14 protein-coding genes, 1 tRNA gene and 1 pseudogene are annotated in these 16,322 nt (G+C 35.8%); 8 read left to right on the top strand and 8 right to left on the bottom strand.

The features are described from left to right. A pseudogene (locus ACFIK0_RS05400) lies at nt 1-89 on the top strand (DNA helicase); the annotation flags it as partial. A 187-nt stretch (nt 90-276) separates the two neighbouring features. Here the strand turns inward: ACFIK0_RS05400 and ACFIK0_RS05395 are convergent. Next, nucleotides 277-353: transfer RNA gene (locus tag ACFIK0_RS05395), tRNA-Met, on the bottom strand. Nucleotides 354-516: 163 nt separating this feature from the next. On the opposite strand from ACFIK0_RS05395, the gene ACFIK0_RS05390 reads away from it, so the two are divergent. Both ACFIK0_RS05390 and ACFIK0_RS05385 read left to right on the top strand, forming a co-directional pair. Then, entirely contained in the window at nt 517-1,473 is a 957-nt protein-coding gene (locus ACFIK0_RS05390; RefSeq protein WP_375643469.1) for a Gfo/Idh/MocA family protein, read from the top strand. A gap of 49 nt (nt 1,474-1,522) precedes the next feature. After that, entirely contained in the window at nt 1,523-2,641 is a 1,119-nt protein-coding gene (locus tag ACFIK0_RS05385; RefSeq protein ID WP_375631199.1) for a DegT/DnrJ/EryC1/StrS family aminotransferase, read from the top strand. A gap of 325 nt (nt 2,642-2,966) precedes the next feature. Here ACFIK0_RS05385 and ACFIK0_RS05380 read toward each other — a convergent pair whose 3' ends face one another. Genes ACFIK0_RS05380 through ACFIK0_RS05370 form a run of 3 tightly spaced genes read right to left on the bottom strand, consistent with a single transcriptional unit; the run spans nt 2,967 to nt 4,233 of the window. Then, complete coding sequence (locus tag ACFIK0_RS05380) at nt 2,967-3,233, bottom strand: hypothetical protein (protein WP_375660011.1); 267 nt, start codon at nt 3,231-3,233, stop codon at nt 2,967-2,969. After that, a complete protein-coding gene (locus ACFIK0_RS05375; RefSeq protein WP_375631197.1) occupies nt 3,223-3,609 on the bottom strand; it encodes a hypothetical protein in 387 nt (128 codons plus the stop codon). The genes ACFIK0_RS05380 and ACFIK0_RS05375 overlap by 11 nt, the downstream gene beginning before the upstream one ends. Nucleotides 3,610-3,636: 27 nt before the next feature. Further along, nucleotides 3,637-4,233 (bottom strand): DUF1134 domain-containing protein, encoded by a 597-nt coding sequence (locus tag ACFIK0_RS05370; RefSeq protein WP_273790821.1) that lies wholly within the window; start codon nt 4,231-4,233, stop codon nt 3,637-3,639. Nucleotides 4,234-4,446: 213 nt separating this feature from the next. Here ACFIK0_RS05370 and chpT point away from each other — a divergent pair, with 213 nt between their 5' ends. Further along, nucleotides 4,447-5,085 (top strand): histidine phosphotransferase ChpT, encoded by a 639-nt coding sequence (gene chpT, locus ACFIK0_RS05365; protein WP_375663621.1) that lies wholly within the window; start codon nt 4,447-4,449, stop codon nt 5,083-5,085. A gap of 223 nt (nt 5,086-5,308) precedes the next feature. On the opposite strand, the gene ctrA is transcribed toward chpT, so the two are convergent. After that, the gene (ctrA, locus tag ACFIK0_RS05360) at nt 5,309-6,010 is read right to left on the bottom strand and encodes a response regulator transcription factor CtrA (RefSeq protein ID WP_273790819.1); all 702 of its coding nucleotides are present in this window, start codon (nt 6,008-6,010) and stop codon (nt 5,309-5,311) included. A gap of 564 nt (nt 6,011-6,574) precedes the next feature. On the opposite strand from ctrA, the gene ACFIK0_RS05355 reads away from it, so the two are divergent. Beyond that, nucleotides 6,575-6,961 carry a flagellar export protein FliJ gene (locus ACFIK0_RS05355; RefSeq protein ID WP_273790818.1) on the top strand — a complete coding sequence of 129 codons (387 nt, stop codon included), beginning with the start codon at nt 6,575-6,577 and terminating at the stop codon, nt 6,959-6,961. A gap of 162 nt (nt 6,962-7,123) precedes the next feature. On the opposite strand, the gene ACFIK0_RS05350 is transcribed toward ACFIK0_RS05355, so the two are convergent. After that, nucleotides 7,124-7,399 carry a DUF1153 domain-containing protein gene (locus ACFIK0_RS05350; RefSeq protein WP_273790817.1) on the bottom strand — a complete coding sequence of 92 codons (276 nt, stop codon included), beginning with the start codon at nt 7,397-7,399 and terminating at the stop codon, nt 7,124-7,126. A 391-nt stretch (nt 7,400-7,790) separates the two neighbouring features. Between ACFIK0_RS05350 and mnmA the strand changes: the two genes are divergently transcribed. Then, entirely contained in the window at nt 7,791-9,014 is a 1,224-nt protein-coding gene (mnmA, locus tag ACFIK0_RS05345) for a tRNA 2-thiouridine(34) synthase MnmA (RefSeq protein WP_273790816.1), read from the top strand. 280 nt (nt 9,015-9,294) lie between these two features. On the opposite strand, the gene ACFIK0_RS05340 is transcribed toward mnmA, so the two are convergent. Beyond that, the gene (locus tag ACFIK0_RS05340; RefSeq protein ID WP_375655117.1) at nt 9,295-10,104 is read right to left on the bottom strand and encodes a TrmH family RNA methyltransferase; all 810 of its coding nucleotides are present in this window, start codon (nt 10,102-10,104) and stop codon (nt 9,295-9,297) included. Between the two features lie 769 nt (nt 10,105-10,873). Here ACFIK0_RS05340 and ACFIK0_RS05335 point away from each other — a divergent pair. After that, on the top strand, nt 10,874-11,782 hold the full coding sequence (locus ACFIK0_RS05335) for a cation diffusion facilitator family transporter (protein ID WP_375663620.1): 909 nt from the start codon (nt 10,874-10,876) through the stop codon (nt 11,780-11,782). A gap of 1,297 nt (nt 11,783-13,079) precedes the next feature. On the opposite strand, the gene ACFIK0_RS05330 is transcribed toward ACFIK0_RS05335, so the two are convergent. Next, entirely contained in the window at nt 13,080-13,919 is an 840-nt protein-coding gene (locus ACFIK0_RS05330; RefSeq protein ID WP_375623436.1) for a DUF1460 domain-containing protein, read from the bottom strand. A gap of 768 nt (nt 13,920-14,687) precedes the next feature. Between ACFIK0_RS05330 and ACFIK0_RS05325 the strand changes: the two genes are divergently transcribed. Continuing rightward, entirely contained in the window at nt 14,688-15,908 is a 1,221-nt protein-coding gene (locus ACFIK0_RS05325) for an MFS transporter (RefSeq protein ID WP_273790812.1), read from the top strand. Nucleotides 15,909-16,322: the final 414 nt, after the last annotated feature.

Here is a 16,322-nt window from a genome sequence, read left to right as displayed (position 1 = left end):
TTATAGCAAAACAACGCCATGGTCCGACAGGAATCGTTTCCCTTGCCTTTCAATCCGATTTTACACGCTTTAGTGATCTGGAAAAATAGGAGCAGAAAAACGCGTTAAAGAGAGCTTTAAATATCCTTTGAAAGGCATTTGAAGACCCTTTGAGAACACCTTTAAAACTCTTTGAGAAAAAATAAATTGGTACAAAACCTAGTGTCAAAATATACAAAACCCGCTGGCAAGCTACAGCTACACTGCTGACAAACTAAACACACAATAAAAAAGTAATGGTAGCGGAGGAGGGATTTGAACCCCCGACACAAGGATTATGATTCCTCTGCTCTAACCTACTGAGCTACTCCGCCAAAATAAGCAATCATAATTGTCAATAATTATATCTTTTGCGGATATAAGGGGTAGAATAGTAAGATGTCAAGCATCGTTTTTAAGCTTTTCTCTTGTCATTCTATATTATCCTCGATATGTAAAAGTGTAATTTTATATGATAAAGTAAGGTAAGGCATGAAAATGGTGCCACGTGTAGCGGTTTTAGGATGCGGTCATTGGGGTGAAAATCATATACGGACACTCCACTCTCTCGGAGCTTTAGCAGCAGTTTCTGATATTGATAATGATCGTGCTGCTAGTTTTGCAACACTGTATGGTGTAGAGGTTGTTACACCAGATGATCTTTTTACTCATCGAGATATTGATGCGTTGGTATTAGCGTTGCCGCCACAATTGCATACGCAAAATGTGCTCCGTGCTGTTAAAAATGGTAAAGATGTTTTGGTGGAAAAACCAATAGCCTTGAATGTTTCTGATGCTAAACGCCAAGTTCAGGAGGCTGAGGCCTATGAGCGAGTTTTTATGGTGGGCCATATTTTACGTTTTCATCCGGCTTTTGAAAAAATGTGTGAATTGGTGAAAAACGGAGATGTGGGAGATGTGCGATATATTTATTCTCATAGATTAGGCTTTGGAAAATTTCACACACACAGTGATGCTTTATGGGATCTTGCCCCTCATGATCTCTCAATGATTTTGGCGTTGACAGGATGCGAACCTTCCGAAATTCGCGGTGAGGGGGCTGCTGTCGTTGATCAGATTTCTGATTTTTCTCATATTCATATGATTTTTCCAAATGGTGTGCGTAGTCATCTTTTTACTTCACGCTTAAGTTCTTATCGTGAGAGGCGTTTAACTGTTGTTGGAACAAAGGCTATACTCGTTTTTGATGATATGGAACCGTGGAGTCGTAAATTGGCAATGCACCATTTTGCCGTTTGGAAAGAAAATCAAGAGTGGGCTTTTAGCATGGATGAGCTGAGTTATATTGATGTTTGTGAAGACTTGCCGCTTACTTGCGAATTACGGCATTTCCTTCATTGTATTGAAACGCGTCAATCACCTCGTACAAATGGTGATGATGCTATTGCTGTTTTACGGATTTTAACAGCTGCTGATGTCAATTATGATAGATAAAAGAGATAGGTAGCGCTTTTGCATTCTTGTGATGATCAATGGAGTTAATATGCAATTCATCGACCTTGGGGCGCAGCGTGCGCGTATTGAAGATAAAATTAATTCTGCAATTGCGCATGTAGTCGCTAGTGGTAAGTATATTTTGGGGCCAAAAGTAACAGAATTTGAAGAGAAATTGGCAGAATATCTTGGCGTTAAACATGTGATTGCATGTGCTAATGGAACAGATGCTTTGAAGATGCCTCTTATGGCTAAAAATATTGGTCTAGGGGATGCTGTTTTTTGTCCTAGTTTTACATTTTCAGCAACGGCTGAAGTGGTTGCTTTGGTGGGGGCTGAACCTGTTTTTGTCGATGTTTTACCTGATACATTCAATATTGATGTTGAAAAACTTTCTCACGCTATCGAAATGATAAAAAAAGAAGGACGTCTAAAGCCAAAGGCTATTATTGCTGTTGATTTATTTGGGCTTTCTGCTGACTATGTGCAAATTGCTCAAGTGGCTGCCAAGGAAAATCTTTTTGTAATTGAAGATGCTGCTCAATCTATGGGGGGGAGAAGCGGTAATACTATGTGTGGTGCTTTTGGTGATGTGGCTGCTACAAGTTTTTATCCTGCAAAACCATTAGGATGTTATGGCGATGGAGGCGCTATGATGACCAATGATGATCATTTTGCAAAACTTTTACGCTCTATTTTGTTTCATGGTAAAGGTGAAACGCAATATGACAATGTACGTATTGGTATGAATTCGCGCCTAGATAGCATTCAGGCTGCAATTTTACTAGAAAAGTTTGTGATCTTTGAAGATGAAATGGAAAAGCGTGTAGAAATTGCTCAACGCTATTCCAATGGCTTAAGAGATATTGTTACAGTTCCAGAAATAGGAGAAAATATTCGTTCTGCTTATGCACAATATACGATTAAGGTAAAAGAACGGGATAAATTAAAAGATTTTTTACAAAAAAATTCTATCCCTACAATGATTTATTATAAAACTCCTTTACATCAACAGCCAGCTTATAAACACTTCCCTTATGTAAAAGATTCCCTTTCTGTTTCAGAATCTTTAGGAGAGTGTGTTTTAAGTTTACCAATGCATCCTTACTTGACACAAACGGATCAGGATATGATTATCAAAAAAATAAGAGATTTTTATCACTCTTGAGAGCGTATTTTTATCCTTAAAATTATGGTCAAATCTCTATTGGTGATCCATCTTAGAAGGTATTTTTTGTTAGAGTGTGTGACCAATGTCTTTGGTATTATTTGCTTTCTAGAACCTATGAACTGTTGTTCTTTAGAGCGGAGATATGATTAGCAAGTGAATCTGCTAGACAAGAAGATATTTTTTAACAGAACGGTATGGGCTAAAAAACTTTGTCCTTTAGCTTAGCAGAAAAGTCACGTTTAATAAAAAGGATTTGGGTTATGAAAGTTACAATGAACCTTTGTTGATTTTACTCTTCATTTAAGGTGTTTTAAAAGATAACTTATTTAACAGGGCTTTTGGAGAGAAAAGTTATTTTTTTGCGAATACGTGAGGCTAGGTCATTTTTGTTTTTTGATTTTTGAATCAATGTGTTGATGGGTGATGTATTCCCCTCTTGTAGCGCTATTTGAGCTGCCAATGTTGCTGCAAGTTCTTTTGTTTCTTCACGGAGTTCTTCCAGCAATTGGTGGTTAGCAGTCGGGTCAAGCTCATGAGTTTGGATTTTTTGTAAGCGTTGCTGATAGAGTGCGATTTTTTCACGCATCATTTTTCTTTCCTTTGAAAGTGTGTAGTGTGGCGATATTTTGTTTGATTGCTATCGCTTCTTTGGTGAGAGTATCTTTTGTGGGGAGGCATAGCCGATAAAATTGTTCTGTTACTTGGCTCAGTTGTATTTTTTGTTGGGCATATTTTTTTTGCAAAAATTCATACTTTTGTTGGTTGTTTGCTAATTCTACAGCATGTTGTGCACGAAGAAAATCGTGATTTGCTTCTATTTCCGCGAGTGATAATGGCATTTTCGCACAAACATCTTTATACGCAAAATGAACGGCTTTCCGCCAAATAAAAGGAGATAAAAGCACCAGTAACCAAGAAGTGAAAGCAACTCCGAGTATAAAAAAAAGAAATGATTGAATAAGCATAATACCCCTTTTCAAATAAGAATACGTTTAAAATGGATTCCATGTCGGTTTAGGTGTTAATTTTAAATATCCTACATTGATACCAAGGCGTGCGCCGACTCCTGTGCGTATTGGGATTAACAAGGTATTATGGTATTTTAGGACATGAAAACCAACACCTGCAATTAAATAGGCCGAACCTGAAATACCACCATAGCGTCTCCATAAATTATTTATGCCATTAAGATTGTAAACTAAGATCATTAAACGGGAGCCTTGGCCGCCAAAATCCCATCCTACTGAGGGACCTTGCCAAAAAACTTTATGTTGACCATAGCTTTTGGTAAAAACCCTTCCTTCGCCATAGGTTAATCCAGCAAAAAAGGCACCAGAAGCTTCTTCTCCTAAAATATAGGCATTGGGATAACCGTATTTTGAAAAAATATTTTGAATTGCAACAGCCAAACCACTGGCTGTTTTTCCAAAAAAAATATGACCAGAATCAATAATTTCTTGGAGTGAATAATGAGGCTCGTTTTGCTCTATTGGTTTTAGTTGAGCATGTGTGGTGTTTATGGTGATGAATAAAAGGAAGATTAAAGATATAATATTTTTGTACCAGTATTTGAGCAGAGAGAGAGCCATGGAGTTTTCTCCTTTTATTAGTGATAAACAAAAAGATAATATTAGAATTTTCATGCTATTCAAATAAAAAATAAGATATAAGGTTATTTAAATTCTTGAATTTATTTCTGATTTTTTAGCATGATTGTTAATATTTCCTATTATGCATCAGATGTTAAGAGTTTTTCTTTAAAATAAAGTTTGTTTTTTTGAATCTAGGAGTTTTCAATCATTATGACGTTAGATATTTCTTTGAAGCCTATGGATCTTGCTGCTTTGCTTTGTAGTCGTATTTGCCATGATTTGATTTCACCTGTGGGGGCTATTCAAAATGCAATGGAGCTTTATGATGAAGGAGGAGCTGAAGAAGATGCTTTACAATTGGTGCGTTTATCCGTTGCAAGTGCTGCTGCACGTCTACAATTTGCGCGATTGGCTTTTGGTTTTGCTGGTGCAAGTGGAGGACAAATAGATACACGGGCTGCAGAGCAGGTTGCTCAACAATATATGAAAGAAGAAAAAGCAACATTAAAATGGCAAGCTTCTTCTTTATTGTTAGAAAAAGATGAAGTTAAACTTTTGCTTAATTTATTATTGATTGCAAATGCAACAGTTTCTCGTGGTGGTGAAATTGTTGTTATGATTTTGCAAGAAGAAAATAAACGTTCTTTTCGATTTGAGGTTTTCGGTAGAACTCTCCGTATACCCCCTCATTTTCTTGCGTTATTCCGTGGAGAAGTTCAAGAAAAGCTTGTTGATGCACATGTCATCCAATTTTATTACACAATGTTACTTGCTCAGATGACAGAGATGAAAATAAATATTGATGAAAGTGATGGTTGTATTGTTTTAGAAAGTATAAAAAAGCTTTGAATAAGAGAGAAGCGCTTAAGCTGTGTTGGGAAAAGTGGCTTCGATTGAATTTATGAGCGATAAGGTTATATGTGTAAATTTGGTGTGGTTACTTCTTAAGCTTTAAGCGCTTTCTATATGAGATTTTTGGTGTGCGAGTTTTCTACTTTTAACAGAGAAAAGATCTCGGGAAAAAATCTCGGCCCGCTAGACTCCGAGATTTTACAATGTGCATGTTCACTGCTTAAGCGGTTTTTCGTACGTTCTCTTCAACTGGATCACGTAATACATAACCACGTCCCCAAACTGTATCAATGTAATTTACACTAGAAGAGACTGCTTCCAATTTTTTCCGCAATTTACAGATAAAAACATCGATAATCTTTAGTTCTGGTTCATCCATTCCACCATAGAGATGATTGAGAAACATTTCCTTGGTAAGGGTGGTACCTTTGCGTAAAGAGAGAAGCTCTAACATTTGGTACTCTTTACCGGTTAAATGAACAGGGCGCCCTGCAACTTCGACAGTTTTTGTGTCAAGGTTAACGGTGAGATCTCCGGTAACAATAACCGATTGTGCATGTCCTTTAGAACGACGAACAACTGCATGGATACGTGCAATGAGCTCATCTTTATGAAAAGGCTTCGTCATATAGTCGTCTGCTCCAAAGCCAAAACCACGAACCTTGTCTTCAATGGCATTCATACCAGAAAGGATTAAGACAGGAGTTTTTATTTTTGCCAATCTTAGAGTCCGCAAGACATCATACCCTGACATGTCAGGCAAATTCAGATCAAGCAAAATGATATCATAATCATAGAGTTTTCCTAAATCGATACCTTCTTCACCCAGATCAGTGATATAAACATTAAAGTTAGCCGACTTTAACATCAACTCAATGCTTTGAGTAACTGCTCTATCATCTTCAATTAATAATACGCGCATTTTAGATCCCTCACTTTGCTCCTTCACGAATCATAAGGAGCATTTCTATTTTATATCAGTTAGCAAAACCACTGTTATAAAAACAATTCATTAAATCAAACACTTATGACAAAGTGTTTATGAACATTTCAGTAGTACGCGTAACAATCACTACTAAATTCCCCACTATCCATGATAGTGGTTAACAAAATATTTTTATTTTTGAAAGAGGCTACAAAATTATTTTAGAAAAATCCCATATTTTTTAACATAATAAACAAAGAAGGGCTTTTTCTATAAACTTTAACTTAAAAAAAATTGTAAAAGAGCGTTATAAATTACTTTTTTACAATTTCAGTGTTTATTTACTGAGCTTTAAACCTCTTCATTTATAATGGGGGGAAAAGTTAAAGAAATAGTTATTGCTCTTTAAAGCAGATTGTATTTTCAGATGCTTTAATGCAAGGCAAAAATTATTATAATTTCAAGTTAATAGACTGTTTTTGTCGGATAGACATATAACTAAAAGATATTTATTGGGTGTGAATGCGAGTTTTGAGTTGGCGCAATCAAGGAGTAGTGAGTATGAAGCCACGAGAAAATATGGTGCGATTGAGGATGTTTCAAGTGCGTGGAAAGCGCCGTGAAATTGCACAGCTTGAGATGATGATCGCAGAATTTGAACGAATGGTGTTAGAGTTGGAAGCACAGATTACTCATGAAGAACGTAAATCTGGAAACAATGATGTTCACCATTTTGCTTATTCTGCTTTTGCGCGTGCAGCGCGGCAAAGACGTGATAATCTGATCAATTCAATTCGTGATTTAGAACTTCAAAAAACAAACGCTGAAATTGCTCTCCATGAAGCTAATACAGAGCTGCAACGTGCACAGCTTTTGGAAGCACGAGAAAAGAAGATTGTTGCGGATGATAAGGATATTTTGATTCAATCTAATTCAATGGTTGGCTAATTCAATGGTTGGCTAATGCAATGGTTGGCTAATAAAAGCAATTATTGAAGAATCCATTCTTTCAGGTTTATCTTTTGGATATAGTATAAAACAGCCAAACTTTTATCAAGTTTGGCTGTTTTATAGATTGCTTTATGTTATCAAATCGTAATCAATGGCAACTTAATGCCTGTAGTGTTGAATCTTGGTCGTTCGTAATCCCGCTAAACCGTGTTCATCGATTAAACTTTGCCATGAAAGAAATTCTTCTACAGTCAAAGTATAACGGTGGCACGCTTCGTCAAGACTTAACAATCCACCTCTGACAGCCGCAACAACTTCAGCTTTGCGACGAATCACCCAGCGCCGTGTTGTTTGCGGCGGTAGGTCGGCAATTGTAAGCGGACTTCCATCTGGCCCAATAACATATTTCATTTGTGTTTTTATCAAGTTGCTCATTCGTATCCTCTACCTTTAGTCAAGGACTTGATTCGTTTATAGAGCATGAAATTTAAAAAAGAGCTAAAAGCGCTGAAAGAAAAAATTAATAAAGTGATTGGGTATGTAAAAAGAAGCTCAAGTTGAAGTGTGTAGAAGAGATTCTTGCAATATTTTACCGGATTTTTCAAAAGAGCAAAAAAGGATTTCTCCTAAACGATTGCCATTATGCCTTATTTCCATCATTCTTTTTTTGTTTGCAGCAGCTCTTAAGAAAATAATGCCTATGGTTGTGGAAAGGATAAAAAAATAATATAAAGACAATCAATCGTGTAAAAGTGCTGAAGAGCGTGCATCAGAATGTCAACATATGGGTAGCCATTAAACAGAGCATTAAATAGAGAATGAATACATGTTTTTAAACAGTCTTGATTTACCAGGACAACCTGAGGATTCTCGCATTGTTGTTGCAATGTCGGGGGGGGTTGATTCATCGGTTGTTGCAGGTCTTTTGAAAAAGGAAGGATATAATGTTATTGGCATTACGTTGCAGCTTTATGATCATGGGGAAGCAACGCATCGGGTGGGGGCGTGTTGTGCAGGACAAGATATTGAGGATGCACGCCGCGTTGCAGAAACACTAGGAATTCCTCATTATGTTCTTGATTATGAAAAGCGCTTTCGCGAAGCTGTTATTGATCCTTTTGCAGAAAGTTATGCTCATGGAGAGACCCCAGTACCATGTATTGCATGTAATCAAACGGTTAAGTTTGCTGATTTATTAGCAACGGCACGCGAATTGGGGGCAGATGCTTTGGCTACGGGACATTATATTCGTTCGCGTTCCAACGGAGTGCATCGAGCACTCTTTCGTCCTCTCGATAATGATCGTGATCAGAGTTATTTTCTCTTTGCAACGACACAAGAACAGATTGATTATTTGCGTTTTCCACTTGGTGACCTTCCAAAAGCCCGCGTTCGTGAAATGGCAGCAGAAATGGGCTTTGTGGTTGCCAATAAGCATGATAGTCAGGATATTTGTTTTGTTCCACAAGGAAAATATTCAGATGTTATCGCAAAACTGCGTCCAGAAGCAGCTAATCCTGGCGTTATTGTCCATATTGATGGAAAGATTTTAGGTAAACATTCGGGAATTGTTAATTATACGGTTGGTCAACGTCGTGGTATTGGGGTATCAACGGGTGAAGCGCTTTATGTGGTTTATCTCGATGTGGAAAATGCACGTGTTATTGTTGGACCGCGTGAAATGTTAGAAACGCATAAGCTTTTTTTACGTGATGTGAATTGGCTTGGTGATGAGTCGTTAGATAATTTCCCTTCTCAAGGTATTGAGGTGGCTGTAAAGGTGCGTTCAACGCGTCCTCCTCACCTTGCGCGCTTACATTATAAAGAAGGTATTTTTTCCGTTGATTTATTGGAATGTGAAAATGGTGTGGCACCAGGGCAAGCTTGCGTTCTTTATGATGGAAATGGTCATGAGGCGCGTATTCTTGGGGGAGGATTTGTAACACATTCAGAACGTGCAGCTGATACTGAAATGATGTTGAAGCGCGTTTTATGCAATCTCGAAACAAAAGATCCTGTTTCCTCAGAACTAAAAACAACAGCTTTATAAAGCATAGTAAATTGATTTATAATGATATTTTTTAATCTTAAACTTGAATGAGAGACTTCCGGAAGATTTTCTCATTGAAAGTTTGTTTTATGATTGAATCCATCAAAATTATATCTTCTGCACGTCATAAGCGGGGTTAGGGTGTGGAAAGTGATGATAAAGAAAATGTAAAAATGTTTTTTATCAATGCTTTCAAAGGCTAGGGGACGGCAATATTATTGGAGACTGATAGATAACATACAACATTGGGTATGTTTTATAACTTGAAGTGTTATCATCTTTAGTGGTCAAAGTTGGTAAAATGAGCAAGTGCAATACCTGAGGCTGTGGCAACATTAAGGCTGTCAAAACCGTCAGTCATGGGAATACGTAAGGTGTTTGATTGTTGTAGTATATGGGGTGGTAAGCCATCGCCTTCTGTTCCAAAAATAAGTGCCATTCTTTTGGTTTTGTTGGCTTGCTTGAGAGTGTGTGAGGCAGAAGGGGAGAGTGCATAAAGATGAAAGTTTTCATCGTTTAGAGCAGCTATAATGTCATCTATATCAGCGTTTTGCGTATAGGGTACTTTTAAAGCAGCGCCGGCAGACACTCTTATTGATTTGCGATAAAGTGGATCGCATGAGGTTTTGTCGACAATAATGCCATTACTGGCAAAGGCTGCTGCATTACGAAAAATTGATCCCATATTATCGTGATTCGAGATACCACATAAAACAAGAATCAAAGCTTTTTCAGGAAGATGTTGTAAAAAACTTTGTAAGGATGGCAGTATTTTGCGTTTACCAATACCCAGAACGCCACGATGAACATGGAAGCCGGTGATATTATCCATAACTTTTTGTGGAACGCAATAAATGGGACATAGAGGCTGTGTTTTTTCTAAAAGCGGTAGAAGTCCAGAGAGACGGTTTGCTACGATGAGCAGTGAGATGGCAGAAAACTCTTTCGAATGTAGTAATGCGGACAATGTTACTTTGCCTTCAGCAATAAATTGATGTTGCCGTCCAACAAGATCTTTTTCACGGATATTATGATAGGCTTTTAGGCGTGGATCATCTGTTTCATTGATTGTTGTGATATTCAAATGCATGCGAGATTTTTAGTGCTTTTTTCTTATGATTTCCAGATGTTAGAATTTGTTTTATTTAAAAAAAAGAGATAAAAAAACATTATTTTAAAACTTATGGTAGAATTTGTATTGACAATATGCAACCATAGGTATAATGTAAAAATACTGATACGGAATCATATATTTTTTCTCGTATCGGGTGCAGTGTCTTGGGTCCCCGCTATTTCCCAAGTTCTGTATGCCCTTAATTTCTAAGGGAAAAGAATCTGGGTCCCCAATGCCCAGATTCTTTTTTTTTTGAGGGTAATCATTGTTCTTCTTTTTATATCTAAATTTTTTAGTAAATCATATTTTAAAATCCAGTTGACCTGTAAAGTTACCGTAGAGTGCTAAGATATTTTTTCTAAGGTGCAACGATGGCTTATAAATGGGGTATAATGCACATCATAAGACTGAAAAATAATGCATGATCATGATAGATTTGAGCAAAAACAAGTTTTTCGTTTATGAGAAGTGAGATGGCTTTAAGTTATTCAGAAAACGATTAATAATGAAGGTTATGTGTTTGATTGCTCTTGGGAAAGCTCTTTTTTCTATTATTTTCTCTCTTCTTTATTTATTGGTGCTGTTCGTGTAACTGAGCAGTTTTTACGATAATAATGGTGAGCTGAGGCGTTTATTGTATGATGAAGCTTCTGTAATATTGAGGAAAGATCGTCGTTATGCCAAAAGTATAATGATATGGTTGAAAATATTAATTCCCTATTTCGTGAAGAAAAGGATGAGGTTCATGGATGTAAAAATCAATATACAAAGCTTGACTTTATACTCTATTTTTATTGCGTGTATTGTTTTTGCTTTGAAATATTGGACATATCACATCACAGGTTCGGTTGCACTTTATTCTGATGCATTGGAATCAATTGTTAATATCCTTGCGTCATTGGCAGCATGGTGGGCTGTTAAAGTGAGTATGAAGCCAGCAGATCATGATCATCCCTTTGGGCATCATAAAGCGGAATATTTTTCCGCAATTCTTGAAGGGGTACTCATTATTATTGCCGCAATTGTTATTTTAAGAGAAGCATGGATAGCTCTTTCTACCGTTAAATTGTTGCAGAAACCTGGAATATGGCTTGTTATTCATCTTATTGCAACTGTCATAAATTGTATGTGGGGAATGGTTCTTATTTGGCAGGGAAAACTCCATCGCTCACCGGCTCTTAAAGCTGATGGAGTGCATTTTATAACAGATGTTTTTACGTCGCTTGCAATTTTAATTGGTTTGATTGCTGGTTTTATCGGGGGATGGGGAGCTTTAGATCCAATTTTAGCGATAATCGTTGCCGTTAATATTCTCTTACAGGGCTGGAAGGTGATTAGAAATGCTGTTCAGGGATTAATGGACGTTGGCGTTGAATTGAATGAAAGCATGCGGATTCGGGAACTGATTTCTGCAAATGCATCGGGTGCGCTTGAGGTCCATGATTTACGGACGCGTGTTGCTGGGAGGGTTACTTTTATAGAGTTTCATTTGGTTGTGCCTGCTGTAATGCAGGTAGGAGAAGCACATAAAATTTGTGATAAAATCGAAGCTGTTCTTCAAAAAGAATTTGATAATGTGCGTATTTCTATTCATGTCGAGCCTGAAGATGAGGCAAAATTGCCTCCCGGTACAACGGTGATCCCTTTTATATAAAAAGATTTTTCAAATTGTCTGTTATGTTATGAGGACTGTTTTTTTATGATGGGGTGATTCATACCTCTCGAAAATACAATGATGCTCTTTTGTTGATTTAATTTTTGCATCAATCAAGTATACAAGGTTAAACAGAGTATTTAAGGCAAGATTTATTCTATTTCGTTAAAACACTGTCATTTAAGGTGTGGTGAGATAAGGCATATAAAATTTGATCTATTAAGTGTTTTTAGAGTATGGAGTAAATATTCAAAATAGGACTTGCCGGTGTATTCTTTTGTAAGTGAATCTCATGAAATGGTTAGCAGCTTAAATCCATTTAAGAAAACGGATCGTTTACAGACTGTCGGGAGTAGATGTTTCGTTTCTTAGGGCGAGGAGGAGTGAAGCCTTCGTAATAAGTTTAATGAGATTTAATTATAAATTTTGTATAAAAGTTATGAATAGGGTTTTAAAGTTTGTGATCATAGATTAATCGTCATTATTGTTGCTAATAAATGTGTTGTTTTATCGATACAATGTGTTCTGTTTAGAGTGTTCTTTATTGCATGAAGGATGGGGGACTCATTAAAAGATGAAAAAACAAAAATCATGCTCATAACTCTACTCTTTAAAGGATATTATTGTCGTTACTGTAGAAAATTGTAAAGCTGAACTAAAGAATGATGCTAAAGATAGAAACTGGTTTTTAATTGATGCCTTCATATTTTCATTCCAATCTGGCATCAAAATTTTACAAGGACTCGTACAGTACTGGTGCATCCTAATCATAATATGCTGCTATATCAGGGCTATTTTAATTTATAGATAATAACAAAAAGCAAAGACTTTATAAGGAAAAAAAAGCTATAAAGTCAAAAATTTATATGCAATAAATTAGAGAGGTAGATCGAATTTTTATAGAATACTTTATGAAACAACCACCAAACATATCTGGCTTTACTTTTACTTATTTTTACAAACGTTCGTTTGTGTCTTTTGCGTTATATTCGTAAAGATCAGATTAGCGGTAATCTAAAGATAACTCTTGGTTGAGAATATGAAAGGAAAGCGTGATACTATAATAGAGTTTTTTCTGTCTTTATCGTTCAACCAGTAAAAGTGATTACAAATCCGTAATTTCTCCAAAAATGATTTTGTCATACTTATAAACAAAGTTAGATCAAAACGACTTTTTTCTCTTAAAACTGTAAACAAATATATTGTATCCGTATAGCTTGAACGAAGTTAGATGTTTACCTGAATAACGACAGTATATATTTTAAGAATAGAGAAGATATTTCATATCGCTATGATGTTATTCAAGAGCTCTTAAAACAATGATTCCTGGTGTTTTTTCAACATAATTCATAAAAGGAGAATCAACGACTTTTTCGTTTTCTTTTCGTGAAGAAGCATTTCTTAACATTGGCCCTTTATCTGTCATGATAAAGAAGCCCACATGTGTTACATCCAATCCAGCAAGTTTCGTATAAATACCAATGAAATCACCAGACTGTAAACGACCTATAACCTCCTCATTAATAAAGTTACTTGGAATATACGTTATTGTGCGTTTCACAACTGGCAACCCAGGTAGATAGCTTCCACCATCAGCTTTTTTATTGAGATATTTTTCTATTTTTACCGCATGGGGACTTATTTCAGCGGTAATATCAGTGGCGAGTTTATATTCTCTATAAGCCCAATCCGTAAAAAAATGTTTCCGATTTAAAAAATGAACATTACCGTTAATATAACGCGTTTTTATGACGTTATTTATGAATTCTGTTTGGGATGTTGATTTGCGCAATGCTTCAACATAATCCAGATAAGTGAAGCAATCTAAGCCTCTAAAATCAATAATCAGTTTTTCTGGTGTATTTTCTGAGCCATGTAACATATTTGCTTGGTAAGGTGTCCCTAAAAAAGCTTCAGAAAGAAAGTCAATTAGTGCCCCTTTTTCCTGATAATTTGTTTCTGAACGTTTTTTGAGAAGAGCATTTAATTTATTTAGAGTATAGGGATCTAGGTTTACGTTGGTTGTTTGTTGTGTTTTTATTTTATTTTCTACAGTACTCTCTTGTGAATCAGAATCCTGAACATCACATCCTGTTACCAACATTAATATGAGAATTAATAGGGATATTTTTCGCATTTTATACACCATTTTGAATTAAAAATTCATGACGAACTATTTCTAAAAGTGCTATTTTTTAAATGCTTATCATGATCATCGTTAGATTTAATGCTAGCATACAATCATTAAGAGTATCAATGAATATAAAGATAAAATCATGGTTTTTAAGGTTACACAAATTGCAAACGATATGAATCTTTTCTAAGATTATAGAATTAAAGGATTTTTCTCTATAATATACTTATTTTTTAATCAAAATTATTGTCAAATAAATATTTTTAAAAATATGATGAGCTTTTTACGTTGTTAAGCTATTCTGGTGTTGCTGCTTTAACTTTATAGCATATTCTGAGGGTAAGAAAATTTTTTAAGAGCTTATCTTTTAAAAGGTTTCAATTACTATAGGATATCTAACGTATCCAATGGAATTGAGATTCCTGAAAACGGTGGGATGAGAGGGGAAAATGATGTCTGATAAAATTCATCGTAATGTCTCTAAAACTATTGGAAATACTCTGTGTTTCATGAAATTTTGTTCATGAGTTTGTCGCACAAATATTTTGTTCGTATAATGCAAAAAAAATTTTTATTCTTTGACAATGAGATAGCAACTAAAGATACACCAATTAAAACGTAATTTTACAGTTTTATCTTGACTCTTACTTAAATTTTTACTTTGTTATTATTTTGTATGTGAAAAGTATACGGTATAGAATACTTTTAAAAGGAAAAGGGAGTTAAAAGATAGCGGGGGAGTCATTGTATGCGTAAAATAGTGTGTATGTTATGCAAGACCAAATGCTCAATCCGAAATTTGTTCAGCGTGGGCTCATTTTAGTGTTCATCACTTTATTGTTAGATATTCTTTGTATTGCGATCATTTGTCCTGTTTTGCCTGAATATTTTTCTCAATTAACTGGAAAAGAGGTCAGTACATCTTTTGTAGAAAGAGGAAAATTACTTGCAGCTTATTCAGTGATGCAGTTTTTGTTTGCTCCTGTTATTGGCAATCTCTCTGATCGTTATGGTCGTCGTCCTATTTTGCTTCTCTCTATTATCTGCTTTGCTCTTGATAATCTCATATGTGCTATAGCATGGAGCTATTCTATGTTATTTATCGGGCGTCTTTTGTCAGGGATAAGTGGCGCTAGTTTTGCAACTTGTACAGCTTATCTTGCGGATATATCTGATGATAAAACCCGTACACGCAATTTTGGTTTGTTAGGCATTGCATCCGCATTGGGGTTTATTTTAGGATCGTTTATTGGTGGTTTTTTAGGTCAGTTTGGTCCGCGTATTCCGTTTTATTTTGCTGTTGGTTTTTCACTCATTAATTTTATTTTTTCTTGGGTTATGCTTCCAGAAACCCTTTCTTTATGGAATAGGCGCTTTTTTGATATTAAGCGGGCAAATCCCTTAGGTGCTTTTTGGCACCTGAAACAATATCCGATGGTTCTTTGGGTGTTATTGGTCTTTTTTCTTTATTGGTTTGCGGAATCTGTATGGTTAAGCATTTGGGCGTTCATTGCAAAAGAACGCTATGATTGGAGTTCTTTTTCTATTGGACTCTCCTATAGTGTTTTTGGGATAGGCCAATTTATTGTAGTCGCTCTCTTTTTGCCTTATTTTTCTAAACGATGGAGTGATTGGCATATTGTTATAGTGGGGCTTTTGTTTGCCTCCGTTGCTATGCTGGGCTATACATTCGCGACGCAGGGGTGGATGGTTTATATGGTTTGTATGTGTACAATGCTTGAATATCTTGTTCATGCACCTATACGTGCGATTGCTTCAGCGCAGGTACCGACAAATGTACAAGGAGAACTGCAAGGAGCGATGACATCTGTTATTTCATTAAGTTTAACATTTGGTTCTGTTTTTTATGTGTTTCTTTTTGAATGTTTTACAGATAAAAATGCACTGTTTTATTTTTCAGGTGCTCCTTTTGTTGGAGGCTTTTTTCTTCTTGTCGTTGCGACAGTTATTTTTGCCTTGCGGGTACGTTAATTTGTTGAGAGAGGCCGGTACGTACTATTTTGCTAGAAGAATGCACAAGATAAACAAAATGTATCATTTTATAGGCAGAAAGTTTTTTGTGATATTTGTTTAACAAAGTGTTATATAAAATATCGATATATCCTTCTCATTTAGTGCAAATAATTTTTTTTATTTTGTGATATTGTTTGTATAGGGGAGTCCGTATTTTTTCTATTGCTTGCAAATTAATATCCAGTGCTAATGCAGCAGCATATTGAAAACAAAAGATTAAAACGTATCTGCGTTAGATGTATCAGTATTGTATGAACAATTCCAAATTTTATATGGCAAATTGGAAGTAAATATTGCTTATATTTGTTGGCATAACTTCTGGAATCGAAAGAAAACCTCATTTTGGAAGAATATAAAGTTGTAAAATTGAAA

Origin of the sequence: Bartonella sp. CL63NXGY (assembly GCF_042194905.1) — a bacterium.
Taxonomy (GTDB): Bacteria; Pseudomonadota; Alphaproteobacteria; order Rhizobiales; family Rhizobiaceae; genus Bartonella.
The sequence above is the reverse complement of the archived record's forward strand: the minus strand, read 5'-3'. Positions and strand labels throughout refer to the sequence as shown.

Excerpts from the sequence above, each read along its gene's own strand:
- ACFIK0_RS05390 (WP_375643469.1), top strand. The coding sequence starts at position 517 with ATGGTGCCACGTGTAGCGGTTTTAGGATGCGGTCATTGGGGTGAAAAT.
- ACFIK0_RS05385 (WP_375631199.1), top strand. The coding sequence starts at position 1,523 with ATGCAATTCATCGACCTTGGGGCGCAGCGTGCGCGTATTGAAGATAAA.
- ACFIK0_RS05380 (WP_375660011.1), bottom strand. The coding sequence starts at position 3,233 with ATGATGCGTGAAAAAATCGCACTCTATCAGCAACGCTTACAAAAAATC.
- ACFIK0_RS05375 (WP_375631197.1), bottom strand. The coding sequence starts at position 3,609 with ATGCTTATTCAATCATTTCTTTTTTTTATACTCGGAGTTGCTTTCACT.
- ACFIK0_RS05370 (WP_273790821.1), bottom strand. The coding sequence starts at position 4,233 with ATGGCTCTCTCTCTGCTCAAATACTGGTACAAAAATATTATATCTTTA.
- chpT (WP_375663621.1), top strand. The coding sequence starts at position 4,447 with ATGACGTTAGATATTTCTTTGAAGCCTATGGATCTTGCTGCTTTGCTT.
- ctrA (WP_273790819.1), bottom strand. The coding sequence starts at position 6,010 with ATGCGCGTATTATTAATTGAAGATGATAGAGCAGTTACTCAAAGCATT.
- ACFIK0_RS05355 (WP_273790818.1), top strand. The coding sequence starts at position 6,575 with ATGAAGCCACGAGAAAATATGGTGCGATTGAGGATGTTTCAAGTGCGT.
- ACFIK0_RS05350 (WP_273790817.1), bottom strand. The coding sequence starts at position 7,399 with ATGAGCAACTTGATAAAAACACAAATGAAATATGTTATTGGGCCAGAT.
- mnmA (WP_273790816.1), top strand. The coding sequence starts at position 7,791 with ATGTTTTTAAACAGTCTTGATTTACCAGGACAACCTGAGGATTCTCGC.
- ACFIK0_RS05340 (WP_375655117.1), bottom strand. The coding sequence starts at position 10,104 with ATGCATTTGAATATCACAACAATCAATGAAACAGATGATCCACGCCTA.
- ACFIK0_RS05335 (WP_375663620.1), top strand. The coding sequence starts at position 10,874 with ATGGATGTAAAAATCAATATACAAAGCTTGACTTTATACTCTATTTTT.
- ACFIK0_RS05330 (WP_375623436.1), bottom strand. The coding sequence starts at position 13,919 with ATGCGAAAAATATCCCTATTAATTCTCATATTAATGTTGGTAACAGGA.
- ACFIK0_RS05325 (WP_273790812.1), top strand. The coding sequence starts at position 14,688 with ATGCAAGACCAAATGCTCAATCCGAAATTTGTTCAGCGTGGGCTCATT.